The sequence below is a fragment of the Streptomyces sp. NPDC037301 genome (assembly GCF_055602785.1).
Window position 1 is genome coordinate 62,846 of the sequence record NZ_JBVJWD010000018.1, and the last position, 21,591, is coordinate 84,436.

Annotated in this window: 21 protein-coding genes and 1 pseudogene; 5 read left to right on the forward strand and 17 right to left on the reverse strand. The window is 69.5% G+C overall.

Annotation, left to right across the window (positions count from 1 at the left end):
* Positions 1 to 8 precede the first annotated feature (8 nt).
* From ACZ7IB_RS26830 to ACZ7IB_RS26845, 4 genes are all read right to left on the reverse strand, one after another.
* Entirely contained in the window at positions 9 to 1,427 is a 1,419-nt protein-coding gene (locus ACZ7IB_RS26830; protein WP_470916400.1) for a sugar porter family MFS transporter, read from the reverse strand.
* Between the two features lie 227 nt (positions 1,428 to 1,654).
* Positions 1,655 to 5,257, reverse strand: coding sequence for a chromosome segregation protein SMC (gene smc / locus ACZ7IB_RS26835; protein ID WP_470916402.1), 3,603 nt, complete (start codon positions 5,255 to 5,257; stop codon positions 1,655 to 1,657).
* A 306-nt stretch (positions 5,258 to 5,563) separates the two neighbouring features.
* On the reverse strand, positions 5,564 to 5,776 hold the full coding sequence (locus ACZ7IB_RS26840; protein ID WP_018551753.1) for a hypothetical protein: 213 nt from the start codon (positions 5,774 to 5,776) through the stop codon (positions 5,564 to 5,566).
* A 438-nt stretch (positions 5,777 to 6,214) separates the two neighbouring features.
* Entirely contained in the window at positions 6,215 to 6,496 is a 282-nt protein-coding gene (locus ACZ7IB_RS26845; protein WP_389657512.1) for an acylphosphatase, read from the reverse strand.
* Between the two features lie 145 nt (positions 6,497 to 6,641).
* Here ACZ7IB_RS26845 and ACZ7IB_RS26850 point away from each other — a divergent pair, with 145 nt between their 5' ends.
* Both ACZ7IB_RS26850 and ACZ7IB_RS26855 read left to right on the forward strand, forming a co-directional pair.
* On the forward strand, positions 6,642 to 7,589 hold the full coding sequence (locus ACZ7IB_RS26850) for a CAP domain-containing protein (protein WP_470916405.1): 948 nt from the start codon (positions 6,642 to 6,644) through the stop codon (positions 7,587 to 7,589).
* Positions 7,590 to 7,661: 72 nt separating this feature from the next.
* The gene (locus tag ACZ7IB_RS26855; RefSeq protein ID WP_383077718.1) at positions 7,662 to 8,090 is read left to right on the forward strand and encodes a winged helix-turn-helix transcriptional regulator; all 429 of its coding nucleotides are present in this window, start codon (positions 7,662 to 7,664) and stop codon (positions 8,088 to 8,090) included.
* Here ACZ7IB_RS26855 and mutM read toward each other — a convergent pair.
* The 9 genes from mutM to ACZ7IB_RS26900 all read right to left on the reverse strand — a co-directional run bounded on the left by mutM (position 8,063) and on the right by ACZ7IB_RS26900 (position 17,265).
* Positions 8,063 to 8,932, reverse strand: coding sequence for a bifunctional DNA-formamidopyrimidine glycosylase/DNA-(apurinic or apyrimidinic site) lyase (gene mutM / locus ACZ7IB_RS26860; RefSeq protein WP_470916406.1), 870 nt, complete (start codon positions 8,930 to 8,932; stop codon positions 8,063 to 8,065). The two genes, ACZ7IB_RS26855 and mutM, sit on opposite strands and share 28 nt — an antisense overlap.
* Before the next feature lie 94 nt (positions 8,933 to 9,026).
* On the reverse strand, positions 9,027 to 9,851 hold the full coding sequence (rnc, locus tag ACZ7IB_RS26865) for a ribonuclease III (protein WP_470916407.1): 825 nt from the start codon (positions 9,849 to 9,851) through the stop codon (positions 9,027 to 9,029).
* A gap of 19 nt (positions 9,852 to 9,870) precedes the next feature.
* Positions 9,871 to 10,044 carry a 50S ribosomal protein L32 gene (rpmF, locus tag ACZ7IB_RS26870; RefSeq protein ID WP_003965982.1) on the reverse strand — a complete coding sequence of 58 codons (174 nt, stop codon included), beginning with the start codon at positions 10,042 to 10,044 and terminating at the stop codon, positions 9,871 to 9,873.
* A 2-nt stretch (positions 10,045 to 10,046) separates the two neighbouring features.
* Positions 10,047 to 10,715 (reverse strand): YceD family protein, encoded by a 669-nt coding sequence (locus ACZ7IB_RS26875; RefSeq protein ID WP_470916408.1) that lies wholly within the window; start codon positions 10,713 to 10,715, stop codon positions 10,047 to 10,049.
* Between the two features lie 147 nt (positions 10,716 to 10,862).
* Positions 10,863 to 11,936: an ATP synthase F0 subunit B gene (locus ACZ7IB_RS26880; protein WP_470916409.1), complete on the reverse strand. Its 1,074-nt coding sequence runs from the start codon at positions 11,934 to 11,936 to the stop codon at positions 10,863 to 10,865.
* A 99-nt stretch (positions 11,937 to 12,035) separates the two neighbouring features.
* Complete coding sequence (coaD, locus tag ACZ7IB_RS26885; RefSeq protein ID WP_189279123.1) at positions 12,036 to 12,515, reverse strand: pantetheine-phosphate adenylyltransferase; 480 nt, start codon at positions 12,513 to 12,515, stop codon at positions 12,036 to 12,038.
* A 26-nt stretch (positions 12,516 to 12,541) separates the two neighbouring features.
* Complete coding sequence (gene rsmD, locus ACZ7IB_RS26890) at positions 12,542 to 13,126, reverse strand: 16S rRNA (guanine(966)-N(2))-methyltransferase RsmD (RefSeq protein ID WP_327272708.1); 585 nt, start codon at positions 13,124 to 13,126, stop codon at positions 12,542 to 12,544.
* A 96-nt stretch (positions 13,127 to 13,222) separates the two neighbouring features.
* Positions 13,223 to 15,493 (reverse strand): ATP-dependent DNA helicase RecG, encoded by a 2,271-nt coding sequence (gene recG, locus ACZ7IB_RS26895; RefSeq protein ID WP_470916410.1) that lies wholly within the window; start codon positions 15,491 to 15,493, stop codon positions 13,223 to 13,225.
* Positions 15,494 to 15,651: 158 nt separating this feature from the next.
* Positions 15,652 to 17,265: a DAK2 domain-containing protein gene (locus ACZ7IB_RS26900; protein WP_470916411.1), complete on the reverse strand. Its 1,614-nt coding sequence runs from the start codon at positions 17,263 to 17,265 to the stop codon at positions 15,652 to 15,654.
* Between the two features lie 258 nt (positions 17,266 to 17,523).
* On the opposite strand from ACZ7IB_RS26900, the gene rpmB reads away from it, so the two are divergent.
* A complete protein-coding gene (gene rpmB, locus ACZ7IB_RS26905; protein WP_030928661.1) occupies positions 17,524 to 17,709 on the forward strand; it encodes a 50S ribosomal protein L28 in 186 nt (61 codons plus the stop codon).
* A gap of 107 nt (positions 17,710 to 17,816) precedes the next feature.
* On the opposite strand, the pseudogene ACZ7IB_RS26910 reads toward rpmB, so the two are convergent.
* The 3 genes and pseudogenes from ACZ7IB_RS26910 to ACZ7IB_RS26920 all read right to left on the reverse strand — a co-directional run.
* A pseudogene (locus tag ACZ7IB_RS26910) lies at positions 17,817 to 18,059 on the reverse strand (bifunctional hydroxymethylpyrimidine kinase/phosphomethylpyrimidine kinase); the annotation flags it as partial.
* Positions 18,002 to 18,232, reverse strand: a complete 231-nt coding sequence (locus tag ACZ7IB_RS26915) for a bifunctional hydroxymethylpyrimidine kinase/phosphomethylpyrimidine kinase (RefSeq protein ID WP_470916412.1) — start codon at positions 18,230 to 18,232, stop codon at positions 18,002 to 18,004. The pseudogene ACZ7IB_RS26910 and the gene ACZ7IB_RS26915, both read right to left, overlap by 58 nt.
* A 10-nt stretch (positions 18,233 to 18,242) precedes the next feature.
* On the reverse strand, positions 18,243 to 19,214 hold the full coding sequence (locus ACZ7IB_RS26920) for a thiamine-phosphate kinase (protein WP_327272711.1): 972 nt from the start codon (positions 19,212 to 19,214) through the stop codon (positions 18,243 to 18,245).
* 323 nt (positions 19,215 to 19,537) lie between these two features.
* Here ACZ7IB_RS26920 and ACZ7IB_RS26925 point away from each other — a divergent pair, with 323 nt between their 5' ends.
* Both ACZ7IB_RS26925 and ACZ7IB_RS26930 read left to right on the forward strand, forming a co-directional pair.
* The gene (locus ACZ7IB_RS26925; RefSeq protein ID WP_093899132.1) at positions 19,538 to 19,771 is read left to right on the forward strand and encodes an Lrp/AsnC family transcriptional regulator; all 234 of its coding nucleotides are present in this window, start codon (positions 19,538 to 19,540) and stop codon (positions 19,769 to 19,771) included.
* Positions 19,772 to 19,791: 20 nt separating this feature from the next.
* Entirely contained in the window at positions 19,792 to 20,277 is a 486-nt protein-coding gene (locus ACZ7IB_RS26930) for a DUF3515 domain-containing protein (protein WP_470916413.1), read from the forward strand.
* Positions 20,278 to 20,329: 52 nt separating this feature from the next.
* Here ACZ7IB_RS26930 and ACZ7IB_RS26935 read toward each other — a convergent pair whose 3' ends face one another.
* On the reverse strand, positions 20,330 to 21,487 hold the full coding sequence (locus ACZ7IB_RS26935; protein ID WP_327272712.1) for a D-alanine--D-alanine ligase family protein: 1,158 nt from the start codon (positions 21,485 to 21,487) through the stop codon (positions 20,330 to 20,332).
* Between the last annotated feature and the right edge of the window lie 104 nt (positions 21,488 to 21,591).

The window sequence follows — 21,591 nt, forward strand, 5'->3', positions numbered from 1 at the left end:
AGCGGGGATTAACCCATCTCCTCCAACGCCTTGCCCTTGGTCTCCTTCACGAACTTGAGCACGAAGGGGATCGAGAGCGTGGCGAAGCATGCGTAGATGATGTATGTGCCCGACAGGTTCCAGTCGGACAGGCTCGGGAAGCTCGCGGTGATCGCCCAGTTGGCGATCCACTGCGCGGACGCGGCGACGCCGAGCGCGGCGGCGCGGATCTTGTTCGGGAACATCTCACCGAGGAAGACCCAGACCACGACACCCCACGACAGGGCGAAGAAGAGCACGAACACATGGGCCGCGACGAGCGCCACGATGCCCTGGGTGTGTGGCAGTCTGCCGTCGACCAGGTGGGCGGAGAAGGCCCAGGCCTCGAAGGCGAGGGCGATGGCCATACCGGTGGAGCCGACCAGCGCGAGCGGCTTGCGGCCCACCCTGTCCACCAGCACCATCGCGATCACGGTACCGACGATGTTGATGATCGACGTGGTGAACGAGTAGAGGAACGAGTCCGAGGGGTCGATGCCGACGGACTGCCACAGCGTCGCCGAGTAGTAGAACGCCACGTTGATGCCGACGAGTTGCTGGAAGACCGACAGGCCGATACCGACCCAGACGATCGGCAGGAATCCGAAGCGGCCGCCGAGCAGGTCCTTGAACCTGGACTTGTGCTCACGGTGCATGGCGGTCTCGATCTCGGCCACCCGGGCGTCGAAGTCGACGTTCTTGCCCTCGACCTCCTCGAGGATCTGCCGGGCCCGGTCCTTCTTGCCGACCGAGATCAGGAACCGCGGCGACTCGGGGATCGCGAACGACAGGAGTCCGTACAGGAGGGCGGGAACGACCATCACGCCGAGCATCCACTGCCAGGCCTCGATGCCGCCGATCTTGCCGCGCTGATCTCCGTCGGCGAGCTGCAGAATGCCGTAGTTGACCAGCTGGGAGATGGCGATGCCGATGACGATCGCCGCCTGCTGGAAGGAGCCGAGCCGGCCGCGGTAGGCGGGCGGCGAGACCTCGGCGATGTACGCCGGGCCGATCACGGAGGCCATACCGATGGCGAAGCCGCCGATGATGCGCCACATCGCCAGGTCCCAGAGCGCGAACGGGAGCGCGGAACCGACGGCGCTGATGGTGAAGAGCACGGAGGCGATCTGCATGCAGCGGATTCGGCCGATGCGGTCGGCGATGCGCCCCGCAGTGGCCGCGCCGATCGCGCAGCCGATCAGGGCGATGGCGATGACCTGGGCGAGTGTTCCCGAGCCGATGTCGTACCGGCTGCGGATCGCCTCGACGGCGCCGTTGATGACCGAGCTGTCGTAGCCGAACAGGAAGCCACCCATCGCAGCGGCTGCCGTGATGAAGATGACATAGCCGAGGTGGTCCGGATGGGCCTCTCGGGCTCCGGACGCCGGTCCCTGCGATGTGCTGGTCACATGTACTCCTGATGCCTGGCCGCGTCGTCAGGTGTGGGGGACGAGCTCTTGTGGGGGGAGCGAGCTCTTCCAAGTGGCGCATAACTTCACAACTGACACCACTTGAACGTGAAGACGACGTTTCAGAGAGTATGCCTTCAAGTTTCGAAGTCAAGATTTGCCATTGGCGCACACCTACCCAGGAACGCCCAAAAGGTACGTTGAAGTATTGAAGATTGAGTAAAGGCTCAGCGCAGCCGCTGGCTGATGACCTTGGAGACGCCGTCTCCCTGCATCGAGACGCCGTACAGCGCGTCGGCGACCTCCATCGTCCGCTTCTGGTGCGTGATCACGATCAGCTGAGAACTCTCCTGGAGCTCCTCCATGATCCGGATCAGCCGCTGCAGATTGGTGTCGTCGAGCGCCGCCTCGACCTCGTCCATCACATAGAACGGACTCGGCCTGGCCTTGAAGATCGAGACCAGCAACGCCACCGCCGTGAGCGAGCGTTCCCCGCCGGACAGCAGGGAGAGCCGCTTGACCTTCTTGCCGGGCGGCCGGGCCTCGACGTCCACGCCGGTCGCGAGCATGTTTTCCGGGTCGGTCAGGATGAGCCGCCCCTCGCCGCCCGGGAAGAGCCGCGAGAAGACGCCCTCGAACTCACGGGCCGTGTCCCGGTACGCCTCGGTGAACACCTGCTCGACCCGCTCGTCGACCTCCTTGATGACCTGTATCAGATCGGCCCGGGTCTTCTTCAGGTCTTCGAGCTGCTCGGAGAGGAACTTGTGCCTCTCCTCCAGCGCCGAGAACTCCTCAAGCGCAAGCGGATTCACCTTCCCGAGTTGCTGATACGCCCGTTCGGCCGACTTCAGCCGCTTCTCCTGCTCGGCCCTGACGAACGCCTTCGGCTGGTTGCGCGGGTGCTCCGGGTCCTCCGGCAGCTCCTCGCCCTCGGCGGCCGGTGACGGCGGTACGAGCTGGTCGGGGCCGTACTCGGCGGCCAGCCCGGCCGGCTCGATGCCCAGCTCCTCCAGCGCCTTCGCCTCCAGCTGCTCTATCCGTAGCCGCTTCTCGGCACCGAGCACCTCGCCGCGGTGGACGGAGTCGGTGAGCTTGTCCAGCTCGTTCTTGAGCTCGCGGCCCTGGTTGCGCTCGGCCGCCAGTTCCCGCTCCCGCTCCGCCTTCGCCGCCTCGGCCGCGACCCGCTCCTGCTCGGCCCGTACGACGGACACCTCGACATGGGCCAGCAGCTGACGGGCGCCGGACGCGACGGCGGAGGCCACCGCCACCTCGTGCCGCAGTCGGGCGCGGCGCTGCTCGGCGCGGGCACGGGCCTCGCGTTCTGCGCGGGCGCCCCGGTCGAGGGAGTCCGCGCGGCCCGCGAGCGCCTTGACCCTCTCCTCATGGGTACGCACCTGGAGGCGGGCCTCCATCTCGGTCTGGCGGGCGTTGGCACCGTCGGCGGCGAGCCGGTCGCGTACGGAGGTGTCCGGCTCCTCCTCGACCGGCATCTCCTCGGCGACGAGCAACCGCTCGGCCAGCTCCTCGGCCTCCTCGGTCGCCCGCTCCAGCGCCTCCTGGGCACGGGCGGCGGACGCGGTCATCCGCTCGGCCTCGCCCACGGCGCCACGGGCCTGCCCGGCGAGCCGCCCGAGCTGCTGAGCCACCCCGGACTTCTCCCGCTCGGCGGCCCGACGCCGCTCCCCCAACTCCTCGACCAGCCCGGCGCTCGCGCTGCGGCGCTCCCCCGCGCGCCGCTGGGCCTCGGTCAACTCCGCGCACCGCACGGCCAGTTCCTCCAACTGGGCGGCGGCCTCGTCGACCGATGCCTGCACTTCGAGGAGGCTCGGCGCCCCGGCGGAACCGCCGTGCGCGAAGTGGGCCGAGAGGATGTCACCCTCGGCGGTCACGGCCGTCAGTTCCGGGTGTTCGGCGACGAGATCCTCGGCATCCTCCAGGGTGCCGACGGCCACCATGTCCCGCACCATCCTCCGTACGGCGCCCACCAGTTCGGCAGGCCCGCGGACGAGGTCGGCCACTGCGGGCGGATCCCCGGCGGGCGCTCCGGCCACACCGACACCAGAGGCACCAGAGGCACCACCCTGATCGGGCACCCCATCCCGCGCCCCGCCCAACAGCAGCGCCGCCCGCCCCGCGTCCTGCTTGCGCAGCAGCCGGATCGCGTCCGCTGCCGTGGCCGGGTCCGTCACCGCGACCGCGTCCGCCGCCGCGCCCAGTGCCGCCGCCACCGCCACCTCGTGCCCCGGCGCCACCGTCAGGAGTTCCGCGGCCGGGCCGAGCAGGCCCGACAGGCGGTCCCGCGCGCCGAGCAGGACACCGGTGCCGTCCTTGCGGCGCAGACCGAGAGCAAGTGCCTCATGGCGGGCCGCGACCGCCGCCCGCTTCCGTTCGGCGGCGGTGGCGGCCTCCCGGGCCGCGGAGAGCGCCGCCTCCGCCTCCGTGAGTTCCCGCTTGGCGGCCTCGTGCCGCTCACCCAGCTCCACGTCGCCCGCGTCCAGGCCCTCGACCTCGGCCTTGAGCTGTTCGTACTCCTCCTGTGCGGCGACCGCCCGCTCCTGCGCCTCGTCGCGCGAGGCGGCCAGCCGGTCGATCTCCGCCTGTGCCGAACCGGCCCGGCTGCGGGCCGCGTTGACCTGACCGTTCAGCCGGGCGAGCCCTTCGCGGCGGTCCGCGATGGCGCGGGCGGCATCCTTGAGCCTGCGCTCCTCGGCCGCCAACTCCCTTTCCAGTTCGGCCCGGTGGGCGGTGGTGTCCTCCAGTGCGTGTTCCGCCGCCTCCAGCGCGGCCTCCAGCTCCGCCTCCTGCTCACGGATCCGGGCGGCCTCGCGCTCCATGCTTTCAGGGTCCCTGAATCCCGTGCCGCGCCGCTCCTCGTCGGGGACGGCGGAAGCGCTCTTCACCCGGGCATCGGCCAGCGAGATCGTGCCGCGCACCCGCTCGGCCAGCTGCGACAGCTCGTACCAGGTCTGCTGGGCCCGCTGGAGCCGCGGCGCCAGCCGCCGTACCTCGTCCTCCAGCTCCGCCTCGCGCGCCAGGGCGGACTTGAGCTCCGCCTCCGCGGCCTCTCTGCGCTGCTTGAGCGCCGCTTCGTCGGCGATCTCGCTGCGCAGCGCGGTGTGCAGCCGCACCAGGTCGTCGGCGAGCAGCCGCAGCCTGGTGTCGCGCAGGTCGGCCTGGATGACGGCGGCCCGGCGCGCCACTGCTGCCTGCCGGCCCAGAGGTTTCAGCTGCCGTCGCAGCTCGTCGGTCAGATCCTGGACGCGGGCCAGATTGGCCCCCATCGCGTCCAGTTTCCGCAGCGCCTTCTCTTTCCGCTTGCGGTGCTTGAGCACGCCAGCGGCTTCCTCGATGAATGCGCGCCGCCCCATCGGATCGGCATGGAGTACGGAGTCCAGCTGGCCCTGGCCGACGATGACATGCATCTCGCGGCCGATGCCGGAGTCCGAGAGGAGTTCCTGGATGTCCAGGAGCCGGCAGGTGTCGCCATTGATCTGGTATTCGCTGCCGCCGTTGCGGAACATGATCCGAGTGATCGTCACTTCGGCGTACTCGATGGGCAGTGCGCCGTCGGAATTGTCGATGGTCAGCGAAACTTCCGCCCGCCCGAGCGGCGGCCGCCCGGTGGTGCCGGCGAAGATCACGTCTTCCATCTTGCCGCCGCGCAGGGATTTGGCACCCTGCTCCCCCATGACCCAGGAGAGCGCATCTACCACATTGGACTTACCCGACCCATTGGGACCGACGACGCACGTGATACCGGGTTCGAACCGCAGCGTCGTGGCGGAGGCGAACGATTTGAAACCACGCAGGGTCAGGGCCTTGAGGTGCACGCCGCCGGACTCTACCTTTCACTCTCGGTTTCGCTGATGAAGGTGCAGGGCACATCAGACGGTAAGGGAAGGGGTGTACGTCCGGGGCGGGTCCCGCACAGGTCCGAGCGGAAAAGAAAGAAGGGACGCCGAAGCGCCCCTTGTAAATCTTGTGCGGTGTTGCGTGTGCGGTGTTACTGATGCAGCGCATGATGGATCAAGGACATGTCACGGTGGTGACAGATCAAGAGCAGTGATCTTCAATGATCCGGGCGATGATCTCGGACGGCTGACGCGGACAGCCCGACCGGCCCTGGGGGCCATCGGTCAGGTCAGCGCCGGCTCCGCCTGAGGTACGTCGATGTCGATGCTGTCGAGCAGCGACTCTTGGTGCTGGGCGGCGGCATTGAGTGCGTCGTTCTCGTCCTGAATCCGTACGAGCTCGGATTCGAGGTCCTGGACGCGCTGCTGGAGCCGTCGCATCTCGGCGAGGAGTCGCGGGTCGGAACCGCCGACGTAACCGAGAAGCGCCTTTGCCATGATGGATGGTCCTCCACACTGAGTGACCGACCGATGCGGTGTGGGTCGTGAGGGAATCGCACCCGCGGTGCTCGACAGTGCTCTGTATCCACTGCTGTTCTGCTGCCAAACAGCTCTGCCAAACAGCTAAGGTGCGCGGGGATTTCAGCGTCTCACCAAAAAGTTTGACGGTCAACACGATCACGCCCTGTAGAGACGGGCGGCCCGGGGCGCGCGGCTTGACGACCATGCGGCGCGACTCTCCTGCGGGACCCTCGGGGGCGTGGAGATCATCCTTACTGCCGCAGCCTGGCACGCCGACCGAATCTTGGCAACCACCCGGTCATTCCGCAGGTCATTTCATGTGTACGCAGATGAGCGCCCGCTCCGTCACCCCACGCCGCCCATCGAACACGGTCCGAACAAAGCCTCCCGGGACGACCCCGGATCGAGCCCGGATCAGCGGATCGCGAAACCCTCGTATCCGCCGCGCGGGGTGTCCCAGATCTCAGTGACTCCGTCAACGCGCCCGGGTGTGTCGTCCGAGCGCAGCCAATCCAGCAAACGGTGGCAATTCTCACGTTGACCCTCGGCGACGACCTGCACCCTGCCGTCGTCGAGATTCAGGGCGAATCCGGTGAGGCCACCGATCTCCAGAGCGTTTGCCCTGGTGAACCAGCGGAACCCTACTTGCTGTACTCGGCCGCGTACCCAGGCGGTGAGTCGTACATCTTCGTTCATGCCCGAACGCTAACCGGCCAATTGCTCTCGGAACACTTTCTGCCAATAGGGCATGGGCTACAGTCCCGTCGCAATAGCTTCACCCCATCGGGTGAACCATGTTGGCGCCGTGAGCGGCGTCCAGACCCCCAGAAGGGCTCGGTAGATGGGACGCCATCGACGCTCCGCCGCAACTCCTGCCGCGGAGCACCAGGCGGCGGGGGACGCAGGCCGACACCGGGGTACGCGTCGCAGGAAGCGGTCCGGGATACCTGTTCGTACGGGACTGATCGGCGTTTCCGCGGCCCTTGCTGTGGGGGCCGCGGCGGTCGCCTCCGGTCTGCTGCCCGGCGACACCTACACGGTCGGCGGCGACACGGCTGCCGGCCAGGTGCGTACCAAGGGGGCCCCGGACCTGCTGACCCAGGGCGCCTCCACCACCGCCCCTGCCGACCGTGCCACCGCGTCCGCCGCGGCCGGCCGCGGCGTCGGGCGCGCCGACGGCCGGACGAAGGCAAAGTCCCCCACCGGGTCCCCGTCGTCCGCCTCCCCGTCGAAGACGTCCGGACCGACCGGCCAGGCGAAACCGTCCGAGTCTCCGGAATCGCCCGAGTCCGCTGCGACGGAAGCCGGGAAGAGCACCGCCCCGGCCGCGGTCGAGAAGTCGTCGGCCGCACCGACGGCCGCGGCCTCCACTCCGACCGCCCGCAGGTCCGTGGAGCCGGCGCCGGCCGCCGTCGGCTCCGCGCAGGCCGCTGTGCTCACCCTGGTCAACCAGGAGCGCGCGAAGGTCGGCTGCAGCCCCGTGACGGCCAGCGCCCCACTGGCCTCGCTGGCCCAGGACTTCAGCGACGACATGGCTGCCCGCGGCTTCTTCGACCACACCGACCCCGATGGCCGGACCCCCTGGGACCGCGCCTCGAAGGCCGGTGCGCAGGGGCTCGGCGGCGAGAACATCGCCCGCGGCCAGGCCGACGCGCAGACCGTGATGGACTCCTGGATGAGCAGCGACGGCCATCGGGCAAACATTCTCAACTGCGATTACAAGACGCTCGGCGTCGGCGTGCACTTCGGTGCGGGCGGCCCCTGGTGGACGCAGGACTTCGGCTTCTGAGCAGTCCCGGGCATGCTCACTGGGAGAAAGCGCACCCCATTGGTAAGCGCTGTGCGGCGTACGCTGGTCGGCATGGACGAGAACACCCGTCTGGACGCGCTCGCTTTTGATGTGTTCTCCAGACAGTGCCCCTCACGCGGCACCCTGGAGCATGTCACCGGGCGCTGGGGCAGTCTGACGCTGGGAGCGCTGTACGAGGGCAGCTTCCGCTTCAACGAACTCCGTCGCCGGGTCGACGGGGTGAGCGAGAAGATGCTCTCGCAGACGCTCCACGCCCTGGAGCGGGACGGTCTGGTCCACCGCGAGGCTCAGCCGACCAATCCGCCGCGCGTCGACTACGAGCTGACGTCTCTGGGCCGGCAGGTCGCCGAGCGGCTGCTCGGACTGATCGAGCTCGTCGAGGGCCGGATGCCCGACGTGCTCCAGGCCCGTGACCGTTACGACGAGGCCCACCCGAGTCCGGAGACCGGCGCTCAGGAAGCCGTGCGCGGCGGTCGCTGACAGCGCGGGCAGAAGTAGCTGGAGCGGTTCATCCACGGGCGGCGGCGCATCGGCGTACCGCAGCGGTGGCAGGGCTCACCCTCTCGCCCGTACGCGTCGAGCGAGCGGTCGAAGTAGCCGGACTCGCCGTTCACATTGACGTAGAGGCTGTCGAAGCTGGTGCCGCCCTGGTCGAGCGCCGCGTTCATCACGTCGCGGACATGGCCGAGCAGTTCGGTCGACTTGGGGCGGGTGAGGGTCGCGGTCGGCCAGTCGTAGTGCAGCTTGGTGCGCCAGAGCGCCTCGTCCGCGTAGATGTTGCCGACGCCGCTGATCAGCGACTGGTCGAGCAGGGCGCGCTTGACCGTCGTACGGCGCAGGCGCAGCGCGGTGTGGAAGGCGTCGTCGTCGAACGCCGGGTCCAGGGGGTCGCGGGCGATGTGCGCGATGGTGTCGGGCAGCCCGTCCACGCTGTCGGCGGCGCATTCGTGGAGAGAGAGCCCGCCGAAGGTCCGCTGGTCGACGAAGCGCAACTCGGTGCCGAGCGAGTCGTCGAAGCGGATCCTGACGCGCAGATGCTTCTCGTCGGGGGTGTCCTGCGGCTGCACGAGCAGCTGGCCGCTCATGCCGAGGTGGCCCAGCAGTGAACTGGACGCATCGTTCAGCGGCACCCAGAGGTACTTGCCGCGGCGCATGGCCGTTCCGAAGCGGGCGCCGCCGAGCCGGGCCGCGAAGTCCACGCCGCCCGCGAGATGGCGGCGGACCGCACGCGGGTGCAGCACCTCGACCTCGCCGACCGTGCGGCCGGTGACCCAGCGCTCAAGACCGCGTCGTACGACTTCGACCTCGGGCAACTCGGGCACGGTGTCGCTCCTGGAGAAGTGAACTGGAGAGATGAAAAGAATATCCGGGCAGGAAAAACCCCTCGGTGCGCGGGGCACCGAGGGGGTTCTCGGGTCAGGCCGGAGCGGCGTCCGTGGACGGCGACGGGTTGGCAGGGGTGTCGGCGACCCCTGCGTCGGCGGCGGCCTTCGCCGCAGCCTCCCGCGCTTCCGCGGCGGCGCTGATCTCGCGCCAGGCGGACTCCGCCGCCTGCTGCTCCGCTTCCTTCTTGCTACGGCCGGTGCCGGTGCCGTACGAGACACCACCGACGCGAGCAGCAGCAGTAAAGGTCTTCTCGTGGTCCGGGCCGGTCTCCGTGACGAGGTACTCGGGGACGCCGAGGCTCTCGCTCGCGGTGAGTTCCTGGAGGCTGGTCTTCCAGTCCAGGCCGGCGCCGAGGTTCGAGGACCTGTCGATCAGCGGGTCGAAGAGCCGGTGGACCAGCTCCGAGGCCGCGCTGAGACCCTGGTCGAGGTAGACCGCGCCGATCACCGCTTCAAGGGTGTCGGCGAGGATGGACGCCTTGTCCCTGCCGCCCGTGCCCTCTTCACCACGGCCGAGCCGGATGAAGGAGCCGAGTTCGAGGCCGCGGCCCACCTCCGCAAGTGCACGCGAGTTGACCACCGCGGCCCGCAACTTGGCCAGCTGGCCTTCGGGCAGGTCGGGGTGGGTGCGATACAGCGTGTCCGTGACCACCAGGCCGAGCACCGAATCCCCGAGGAATTCGAGCCGTTCGTTGGTGGGCAGACCGCCGTTCTCGTATGCGTACGAACGATGGGTCAGCGCACGCACCAGAAGGGCGGACTCGAGGTGATACCCGAGCCGCCCTTCCAGAAGCGTGTGGGACGAGGCTGTGTTGACGTTGTCTGCCTGCTTCTTGGCGTTGGACAACTCAGACATCGGGCCTCTCACCAGCCGCTCAGACCTCGAGGACCTGGCGCTTGTTGTACGTGCCGCAGCTGGGGCACGCGATGTGCTGCAGCTTCGGCTCCTGGCAACGCTCACACGAAACCAGGGTGGGGACCGCAGCCTTCCACTGCGACCGGCGGTGGCGCGTGTTGCTGCGCGACATCTTCCGCTTCGGAACAGCCACGGCTACTTCTCCTGCTTCTCGTCGACGCCCGCTTCGGCGCCGCCCATGTTGTCCTTCTCGCCGTCCGAAACGGTCTCGGCGAGTCCTTGCAATGCCGCCCAACGGATGTCGACGGCATCGTGGTGGTGACCGGGGTTCTCGTCCAGCCTGATTCCGCATTCGGAACACAGACCGGCACAGGACTCCCGGCACACCGGCTGCATCGGCAGTGCGAGCACCACCGCATCGCGCAGCACTGGTTCGAGGTCGAACAGGCCGTCCTCGATGAAGAACCTGTCCTCGTCGTCCTCGGCGTCGTCGGCCGGTTCCGCTTTGATGCGGCCCCGGTCATCGGCGTCAGGGTACGAGAACATCTCCTGGAAGTCCGCCACAACCTCTTGGCGCAGCGGCTCCAGACACCTTACGCACTCCCCCTCGGCCGACGCACGGGCGGTGCCTGTGACAAGCACCCCTTCCATGACCGACTCGAGACGGAGGTCCAGCTCCAAGGGTGCGCCTTCCGGCACACCGATGACCCCGTCGATGCCGAGGGCCGGTGAACCGGGTGCGTCCACCGAGCGGGTCAGCCGCTGGAGGGCACCGGGACGCCGACCCAGCTCGTGCGTATCGAACACGAGGGGGTTTCGGTGGTCGAGGTGGCCGTTCAGGGCTTTTCCTGCTTTCGAGATCATGTGCATCGCGCATCGTGGGGAGGGCCGTCCGGATTCGGATTCGAAACGGGCAGCCGGGATCGCGGACATACGCGCGACCGAAGAGCCAGGATACTGGACGCGCCGCCCAGGTCCCAATCCGGTCCGCCCCGCCTCCGTACCGCCCGGTCAGCGCTCCTGTTCGTACCGGCGGAGCTGGTCCAGATCGATCATGCTGGTGTCGAACAGGCTGGTCTCGTCGAGGGCGCTCTCACCCTGCGGCTGGAGCGCCTGCTGGGGCTGCATGGGCTGCTGCTGCCAGCCGTCGTACCCCTGGACCGGGATCTGCGCCTGGCCCTGGTCGTAGCCCTGCTGCTGATAGGCGGCATACGGGTCCGGCTGCTGCTGGTACCCGTAGACGTCCTGCTGCGGCTGCTCCTGGTACGCGTACGTCTCCGCGTAGCTCGGCTGGGCCTGGGCGGGGAAGTCCGGCTGGACCTGCTGGTGCACCGGCTGCGGCTCCGGGGTGGCGAGCCCGGCGAGTCCGGCCCAGTGGTCCTCGTCGCTCACGTGCCCCTGATTGCCCGCCGCGTCCTGGGCAGCCACGTGCGCGCCGAGTTCGTCGGTGGCGACCCGGCCGTGCAGCTTCTGCCGGCCGCGGCCGACCGCCTCCAGGGTCTTGGCGAGCACGGCCTCGAAGGCGCCGAGCTTGGTGTCGACGTACTCGTCCGCACGGCGCTGGAGCGTGGCCGGGTCGGTGCTGCGCTCGGGGGCCTCGGCGAAGTCCGGGTCCTCGTATCCCTGCTCGTCGAAGGCCTGGCCACGGCCGAGGAGCTTCTCGCGGCCCCGGTCGACGGAGCCGATGGTCTTGGTGAGGACGACCTCGAAGTTGGCGAGCTTGCTGTCGACGTACTCGTCGGCCTCGGTACGGACCTCCTCGGCCTCCCGACGGGCCTCGTCGAGGATGCGGTCGGCCTCGCTGCGGGACTGCCTGGCGATCTCGGTCCCGGAGATCAGCGAGGTGCGTTCGGCATGTGCGGTCTCGATGATCCGCTCGGCCTCCTGACGGGCCTGCTCGACCATCTGCTCCCGGCCGCCGATGAGCTCCTGGGCATGGGCGAGCGAGCCGGGCAGGGCCTCACGCACCTCTTCGAGCATCGCAAGCAGCTCGGCGCGGTTGACCACGCACGAAGCCGACATGGGCATGGACCGGGCGCTCCCGACCGACTCGACGATCTCGTCGAGCTTCTTCTGCACGTCCACCGTGTGCTCGCCACTCTCTACAGCCGATTTGGAGACGGACGGGACGACTGTACGGCCAGTCGGCGCCCGCCCGACACCTGCTGACGGTCCGTCAGTTCTTCAGCGCTGGGCGAGGCGTTCGGTGAGGGCTTCATGGACCACCGGGGGCAGCAGGTGGGAGACGTCGCCGCCCCAGGTGGCGACCTCCTTGACCAGGGAGGACGACAGGAAGCTGTAGGTGGGATTGGTCGGCACGAAGAGCGTTTCGACGCCGGAGAGGCCGTTGTTCATCTGGGCCATCTGCAGCTCGTAGTCGAAGTCGCTGACAGCCCGCAGGCCCTTCACGATCGCCGGGATGTCGCGCTGCTTGCAGAAGTCGACCAGGAGACCGTGGAAGGACTCGACCTCGACGTTGCCGAAGTCCGCGGTGACCTGGCGGATCAGGTCGATCCGCTCGTCGACCGTGAACAGGCCCTTCTTGGACTGGTTGATCATCACCGCGACATGTACGACGTCGTACAGCTTCGAGGCACGGCCAATGATGTCGAGGTGTCCATTGGTGATGGGGTCGAATGACCCCGGACAGACGGCGCGGCGCAACTTGGTTCCCTCGCTCTCCGGTCCGGTCATCGTGCGTCTTCACACGTAGAGGCGGCGCGACCGTACCAAAGCGTTCCCTCGCCGTAGCGACGGGCCCGCAGTGGCTCGAATCCCTTGGGCCAGTTGAATTCTCCGCCTCTGGTGCTGCGTTCCACGGTGACGAGGGCGTCGGCCGTGAGCCACCCCTGGGCACGGAGTGTGAGGAGTATCTCGCCAAGATCGTCGTCGGTCACTGCGTACGGCGGGTCCAGGAACACCACGTCGTACGGCTCCGCGGGCGCCGGTCCCGTCACGATCTGTTCTGCTTTGCCGGTACGGACTTCGGCGCCGGGCAGGCCGAGTGTGCGGACGTTGTCCCGGACGGTGCGCACGGCCTTGGGGTCGGCCTCGACGAGCAGGGCGTGGACCGCGCCGCGGGAGAGTGCCTCCAGGCCGACGGCGCCGGAACCCGCGTACAGATCCGCGATACGGGTGCCGTGGAGGCTGCCCAGGAGGGCTTCCCAGGTGGAGAAGAGGCCCTCGCGTGCACGGTCGGAGGTGGGGCGGGTGCCGGTGCCTGGCGGGACGGCCAGGCGGCGTCCGCCGGCCGAGCCGGCGATCACGCGGGTCATGGGTGTCTGATCCTCGGTTCGTGGGTGGCCCACAGGATGCTGCGGCGCCGTGCCACCCACGATATGGCGTCACGGCGGATGGGGCCCGCGCACCTGTCACCCCTTGTCGAGGTACTGTTCGCGCTCCTTGTCGAGCAGCGCGTCCAGCGCGATCCGCAGCTCGGGCAGGTGTTCCAGCTCCGGGTCGGCTGCGACGATCGTGGCGGCCTCCTCGCGGGCGGCGGCGATGACCTCCTCGTCGTCGATGACGGTGAGCATCCGCAGCGAGGAGCGGACCCCGGACTGGGCCTGGCCGAGGACATCGCCCTCGCGGCGCTGTTCGAGGTCGATCCGGGACAGTTCGAAGCCGTCGAGGGTGGCGGCGACGGCGGAGAGCCGGGCGCGGGCGGGGCTGGCCTCGTGGGCCTCGCTGACCAGCAGACAGAGTCCAGGGGCGGAGCCACGGCCGACCCGGCCGCGCAGCTGGTGGAGCTGGGAGACCCCGAACCGGTCGGCGTCCATGATCACCATGGCGGTGGCGTTGGGGACGTTGACCCCGACCTCGATGACGGTGGTGGCGACGAGGACGTCGACCTGGCCCGCGGCGAAGCGGCGCATCACGTCGTCCTTGTCGTCGGGGTTCATCCTGCCGTGCAGCACCTCGACGCGCAGACCGGCGAGCGGGCCCTTGGCGAGCTGTTCGGCGATCTCCAGGACGGCGAGTGGCGGGCGCTTCTCGCCGTCGTCCTCGGCCGCCTTCTTCTTCCCCTTCTTGCCCGCCGCCTCGTCCTCGGCGTCGTCGCCGATGCGGGGGCAGACCACGTAGGCCTGGTGCCCGTTCTCCACTTCCTCGCGGACCCGTTCCCAGGCGCGGCTGAGGAAGTGCGGCTTGTCCTTGGCGGGTACGACATGGCTGGCGATCGGCGAGCGGCCGGCCGGCAACTGGTCCAGTACGGACGTCTCCAGGTCGCCGAAGACGGTCATGGCGACCGTACGGGGAATGGGGGTCGCGGTCATGACCAGCAGATGCGGCGGCTGCTTTCCCTTGGAGCGCAAGGCGTCGCGCTGTTCCACCCCGAAGCGGTGCTGTTCGTCGACGACGACCAGGCCCAGGTCGTGGAACTGCACCTTGTCCTCGATCAGCGCATGTGTACCGATCACGATCCCGGCCTCGCCTGTGACGAGGTCGAGCAGGGCCTGGCGGCGGGCCGCGGCGCCCATGGAGCCGGTGAGCAGCACCACCTTCGTCCCCTGCTCGGAGCCGCCGGGCGCCCGCCCGTCGCCCGACCGCCGCCCCTCCTGAGAGGGCGCTTCGCCCCACAGTCCCCAATTGTCGGCCAGCTCGCCCATCATTTCGGTGATGGAGCGGTGGTGCTGCTGGGCGAGCACTTCGGTGGGCGCGAGCATGGCGGCCTGCCCGCCCGCGTCGACGACGCCGAGCATCGCGCGCAGCGCGACCATGGTCTTCCCGGACCCGACCTCGCCCTGGAGGAGCCGGTGCATCGGGTGCTCGGTCGCCAGGTCGTCGAAGATCTCCTTGGCGACCTTCTGCTGTCCCTCGGTGAGGGTGAAGGGCAGCTTGGCGTCGAAGGCGTCGAGCAGTCCGCCGGGCCTGGACCTGCGGGCCACTGCCGGAAGCTGGGTGTCGGCGTATCTGCGGCGGGCCAGCGCGACCTGGAGGACGAAGGCCTCGTCCCACTTCAGCCGGTCCCTGGCCTGTGCGATGTCCGCCTTGGTCTGTGGGCGGTGGACCTTCAGCAGCGCTTCCGGGAGCGGGGTGAACCCGCGGCCCTCGCGCAGACTCGGCGGCAGCGGGTCGACGGCCTCCCGCGCACTGGGCAGCACGGTGTCGACGGCCTTGGCGATCCGCCACGAGTCCAGCTGCTTGCAGGCCGGGTAGATCGGCAGCAGCCGCCCGGCGAATGCGTCCACCGCCTCCGTGGCCTCGTCCCCGTCGATGGACTCGGCGTCCAGCAGCTGGTACGTGGGGTGGGCCAGCTGCATCTTCCGGTTGAAGACCGAGACCTTGCCCGCGAACATCGCCCGCCGGCCCGGCAACAGCTCCTTGTGCGGTTTGTGGACGCCATGGCCGAAGAAGACCAGCTGGAGGCGGCCGTTGCCGTCGGTGAGGGTCACTTCGAGGCGTTTGCCGCGGCCGTTGTTGAACATCATGATGCGTGCGTCGGCGACCTGGGCGACCACCGTCACATGCTCGTCCAGCGGAAGGTCGGTCAGCGCCGTGAGCCGACCGCGCTCCTCGTACCGCCGCGGGTAGTGGTGCAACAGATCACCGACCGTGTGCAGGTCGAGGTGTTCGGCCATCACCTTCGCGGTGGCTCCGCCGAGCAGCTTCTTGAGGGGTTCATCGAACGCAGACACGCGATCCATTGCACACCACACCACTGACAGATGTCCGCCGGGCACCACGCGGAACACCGGAATCGGCCGGTCGGAGAGGACAGTCTCCGACCCGCGCGCCCGACGCACAGATGCAGAAATCAGGCCCGCCCGGCACTTGAGGACACCCGCGCCGGCCGCACGCCGGCCTACTCCACCCCGATCAGCAGCGGAGCGCACTGGAGGCCGCCCCGGTACACCACCGTGTCGACCGCCAGATAGCCCTCGCGTACGTGCTCCTCCAGCTCGTCGGCCAGGCTGTCGGGGACGTCCTCGCCGAGGACCAGGGTGACCAGTTCGCCGCCCGCCGCCAGCATGCGGTCCAGCACGTTCCGGGCCGTTTCCGGTACGTCCTCGCCGATGACCGCGACATCGCCGTCGATCAGGCCCAGGATGTCGCCGGCCTGGCAGATACCCGCCATGGTCCAGGACTGCCGCTCGGCGACGGCCAGTTCGGCGTAGCGGGTGGCACCGGCCGCGGCGGTCATCGCCACCACGTCCTCGTCGAAGCTGCGGTCGGGTTCGTGGACGGCGAGGGCCGCGATGCCCTGGACGGCTGCCCGGGTCGGGATCAGGGCGACCCGGACACCCTCCGCGCGGGCCTGATCGGCGGCGGCAGCGGCGGTGTGGCGCAGCTCCGCGTCGTTGGGCAGCAGAACCACCTCGCGGGCGTGCGCCCGGCGGATCGCGTCGACCAGTTCGCCGCTGGCAGGCGGCTCCCCGGGGCGCGCCAGGACCGTCGTCGCCCCGGCCTCCTTGCACAGGCCGCGGAGCCCGTCGCCGGGGACCACCACCACGACCGCGCGCTGCACGGGTTCGGTGTGGGGGTGCACCCGGTCCGCGCCGAAGTGGGTGATCCGGATGCGGTACGGCCGCCCCGCCTCGACACCGGCCTCCACCGCCGCACCCGCGTCGTCGACATGCACATGGACGTTCCACAGCCCGTCGCCGCCCACCACCACGAGCGAGTCGCCGAGCCCGTCGAGCCGGGTCCGCAGCCGGTCCACGGCGTCGTCCGTGGCCTCCAGCAGGTAGATGACCTCGAAGGCCGGTCCGCCCTCCGCGCAGTCCTGCGGCACAGGGACCACGGCCGCGGGCACGGCCACGTATGTGCGCTCGGGAGCCCGCCCGGAGGCCGCTTCGACGAGCGCCCCGAGCACCGTCACCAGGCCCCGTCCACCGGCGTCCACGACGCCCGCCCGTCCGAGGACGGCGAGCTGTCCGGGGGTTGCCTCCAGGGCCGTCCGCGCCCCCTCGTACGCCGCCCGTGCGACCGCCGCGGTTCCGGCGTCGTCCGCCGTGCGCCCGGCGGCCTCGGCGGCTGCGGTGGCCACGGTCAGCACGGTGCCCTCGACGGGGTGGGCGACGGCCTGCCGGGCGGCTGCGGCGGCCCTGGTGAGCGCCCGGCGAAGATGGTCCGCGTCGTGCCCGTCGGCCAGCACCCCTGCCATCCCGCGCAACAGCTGGGCCAGGATCGTGCCGGAGTTTCCGCGCGCACCGATCAGCGCTCCGTGCGCCATGGCCCGTACCGCGTCGGCGGCGACGGGCACGGTCGTACCGGTCTCATGGGCGGCGAAGACCGCTTCGACGGCCTGGGTCGCGGACTCCACGGTGAGATAGAGGTTCGTACCGGTGTCCCCGTCGGCGACGGGGTAGACGTTGATCGCGTCGATCGCCTCGCGCTCCCGGCCCAGTGCCTCCAGGGCCAGTGAGCACCAGGTACGCACCGCGACGGCGTCCATGTCGTCGGCGGTCTGCGGCACCTGTCGGTCCTCCTCGAAATCGGCCGTGGGTGGCCGGCTGCACCGCAGAGTAGCCCCGTGCGCCGGGTCCGTCGGGGACAGGGGCGGGACAGGGGGCGGCGGAACCCATGGTAGTTTCGTTCTACCGAAGCAGCCGTTGTATGCTGCTGCGGTTGCCCGATGAGAGTCGGGCCATTCCTCCGGTGCCGCCACTTCAGTCAAATGAATCCGGCGCGCCGGAATTCACTGTAAGTGCACCTGAAGTCTTTGGAGTGACCCGTGGCTGCCAACTGCGACGTCTGCGGCAAGGGGCCGGGCTTCGGCAACAACATTTCGCACTCGCACCGCCGTACGTCCCGTCGCTGGAATCCCAACATCCAGCGCGTGCGTGCCGTGGTCGGTCGGACGCCGAAGCGGCTCAACGTCTGCACCTCGTGCATCAAGGCCGGCAAGGTCGCGCGCTGACGTTCCCGTCGTAGCGCAGCCTTCCGGTTGCCCAAAAAGCCGGTCCACCTCGGTGGACCGGCTTTTTGCTGTGCTCCTGGGCCCTCACACGGTGCGCGTCCGCCGACGTGGTCGACGGGGCCGATTCCGGCGCCCAGCGGGGGGCCTGCTTCGATCGCCCCGGTGACATACACCTCGCGCCCCGTACCGCCGTGGGTACGTCCTGGCCCAGGGCCGGTGAGCAGGCGATCGCCGAGGCGAGCGTGCAACCGGTGCCGCGGGTGTGGTGGTTGTCGTGCCTCGGTGCCATCCGTCAGCAGTTCGACGGGCTCGCCGGGCGGGTGCCCGCCCTTGATGAGGACCCAGGGCGGCCGACGACAGCAAGCCGGTCTTCACCGCTTGCTGTGGCGGCGGTCAGCACGCTCGTTCCGTGCACACCGAGCGCCGGCATCGTCTTCGGGTCGGCCGGAATGTCCGCACCGCCGCCGGAATCGGAACCGGCGACGGTGAGTACACGGGCGGGTACAGCAGCGGATATGGGCATACGCCGAAATCTACTGAGCGTCCTCGATGTCCCCGAAATGATCCCAGCCGCCCTTGCTGGTCCAGGGCGCCCCGTCGACCGTCACCTGCGGCAGCGCCGAGGGATTGAGGACTTCGCCGATCACCTTCCAGCGGGCGGGCAGCTTCACGTCCGGCGGGAAAGTGGCGACGATCGCGTGGTCCTCTCCCCCGGTCAGCACCCACTGCAGCGGGTCCACACCGACGGCCTGCCCGATGTCGGACATCTGCGAGGGGATGTCGATGAGTCCGGAGCGCAGGTCGATCCGGACCTTGCTGGCCTCGGCGATGTGCCCGAGGTCGGCGACGAGTCCGTCGCTCACGTCCGTCATCGCGGTGGCGCCGAGTCCGGCGGCCGCGGGGCCTGCGTGGTACGGCGGTTCGGGGCGCCGGTGGGCCTCGACGAAGGCGCGGGGCGAGCGGAAGCCGCGGGAGAGCACGGCGTATCCGGCAGCGGACCAGCCGAGCCAGCCGGTGACGGCGACGACGTCGCCGGGCTGGGCGCCGGACCGGGTGACCGGTTCATGGTTGCGCAGATCGCCGAGTGCGGTGATCGAGACGGTGATCGTCTCGCCGCGCACCACATCGCCGCCGACCACGGCCGCGCCGGCGACCTGGCACTCGTCACGGATGCCGTCCATCAGCTCGCCGGCCCAGGTGACCGGGAGTTCGGCGGGGACGACCAGGCCGAGCAGCAGCGCGGTGGGCACGGCGCCCATGGCGGCGATGTCGGCGAGATTCTGGGCGGCGGCCTTGCGGCCGACGTCGTACGCCGTCGACCAGTCGCGACGGAAGTGCCGTCCCTCCAACAGGATGTCCGTACTGGCCACGACCCTGCGGTCGGGAGCGGACACGACCGCGGCGTCGTCGCCGGGGCCGAGCCGTACCGCCGGAGTGGTGGTGAGCCGGGAAGTGAGCTCCCTGATGAGCCCGAACTCCCCCAACTCGCCCACGGTTCCCTTCACCGAGTCTCACCTCTCATCTATCGCCCCGGACGTTCGTCCGGGCTGCTTCAGCGGCCGGGGGTCCGGATCGTGGACCGGCCGCCGCCGCAGGGAGCAGTCTGCACCGGTTCTCATCGGCATGTCTGTCCCCCTTTCGCACCGCTGCGCTCGCGGTCGCGGGCCGTCACTGCTGTCGGTACTGTCAAGAGATACGTCAACTTGTGTCTTGCGTGCGCCACGCTGTGGACGTCAACCGCCCCGTAGGTCTCCCCGCGGCCCGCGGCAACGCGATACCGTGGCGTCCCTTTCCCCCACATGATCCTCGTGGCCGCCCTGGAGGTTCCGTGGTACAGGCGTACATCCTTATTCAGACCGAGGTGGGCAAGGCGTCGACCGTCGCCGAGACCATCGCCAAAGTTCCGGGAGTGATCCAGGCAGAGGACGTCACCGGCCCCTATGACGTGATCGTGCGCGCCCAGGCCGACACGGTCGATGAACTCGGCCGCATGGTGGTCGCCAAGGTCCAGCAAGTGGAAGGCATCACCAGAACCCTGACCTGCCCGGTCGTTCATCTGTAGTCCCCGTCTACGCTGGGCCGGTGACATCATTGCGCCGGTTCCGCCACCCCGTGTTTCTCGGTCCGTCCGTTGCCGCGCTGCTGCTGGCCGCGGCGGGCTGCTCCTCAACGGACGCCGCGGCGTCGATCACGGTTCCCACGCCGTCACCGGAAGCCGCAGCCTACTGCCGTGCACTGCACAAGGAGCTGCCGAAGACCGTTGCCGGACTCGACCGCGGTGACACCGGGACGAAGTCCGAACTGACCGCCGAGTGGGGGGACGGAGCGATCGTACTGCGCTGCGGTGTCCCCCGGCCCGCGAAGATGGACGACCCCATGGCGAAGGGGGTCGAGGCGGACGGCGTCAACTGGCTGCTGGAGCAGCCGGAAGACGCCGGTCCGCGTTTTACGACGACCTACCGCAAGGCGTACGTCGAGGTGAGCCTGTCCACGGCGTACGCGCACGACGCGAGCCCGTTGGCCGCGTTCGGCCCGGCCGTCCGCAAGACAGTTCCCAGCAGCCCGTAGGGCGTGCGCTCCCGCCCGGGAGCGCACGCCCTACGGCCCGGTTCGCGTCTTCTCAGCGCAGGCCGGTCGGCCGGTTCAACGCGGCCTGGATCAGCCGGTCCACCAGCTCCTGGTAGCTCACGCCGCTCTCCTGCCACATCCGCGGGTACATGGAGATCGGGGTGAAGCCCGGCAGGGTATTGATCTCGTTGATCACGAAGCTGCCGTCCTCGGTGAGGAAGAAGTCGGCCCGCACCAGGCCCTCGCAGGACACGGCTTCGAAGGCGTCGACCGCCAGCCGCTGAACCTCGGCCGTCTGCTCCTCGGTGAGCGGGGCGGGCACGATCCCGGAGGCCGAGTCGATGTACTTGGCCTCGAAGTCGTAGAAGTCGTGCGAGGTCACCGGCGGGATCTCGGCGGGCACACTGGCGCGCGGTCCGTCCTCGAACTCCAGCACCCCGCACTCGATCTCGCGGCCGCGCAGCAGCGACTCGACCAGGAACTTGGGGTCGTGGCGGCGGGCTTCCTCGATCGCCTCGTCGAGACCGGAGAGATCGTCGACCTTGGTGATGCCGATCGACGAGCCGGCCCGGGCGGGCTTGATGAAGAGCGGCCAGCCGTGGTCACCGGCGAAGTCCACGATGCGCTTGCGGGCAGCGGAGGGGTCCGTGTCCCATTCGCGGGGACGTACCACGACGTACGGGCCGACCGGCAGCCCGAACGAGGTGAAGACCCGCTTCATGTACTCCTTGTCCTGGCCGACCGCCGAGGCGAGCACCCCGGCGCCGACGTACGGCACGCCGGAGAGCTCCAGGAGACCCTGAAGGGTGCCGTCCTCGCCGTACGGGCCGTGCAGCACGGGGAAGACGACGTCGACCTCGCCGAGCGCCTTGGGGACCGAGCCGGGCTCGCTGTACACCACTTCACGGCTGCCGGGGTCGACGGAGAGCACCACGCCGCCCTCGGTGGACTCGGCCAGCTGGGCCACATCCGGCATCTTCCGGTCCGTGATGGCCATGCGCTCGGGCTCGTCGGCGGTGAGCGCCCAGCGGCCGTCCGTCGTGATGCCGATCGGCAGGACGTCGTACTTCGTCCGGTCGATGGCGTTCAGGACGGCACCCGCCGTGACGACCGAGATGCCGTGTTCGGAGCTGCGGCCGCCGAACACGACGGCCACGCGCGGCTTGCGGAGCTGCTGCTCCGGGCTCTGGGGGAGGTTCTCGCTGCTCATATCGCGTTGAGCGTACCTGCTGGTACCACTCGCGTCAGCGTGGCCGGGGCCGCTGGAGCGACGACCGCGAACGTTCACCGGCCTGCGCCCCCTTCAGGTCCTCC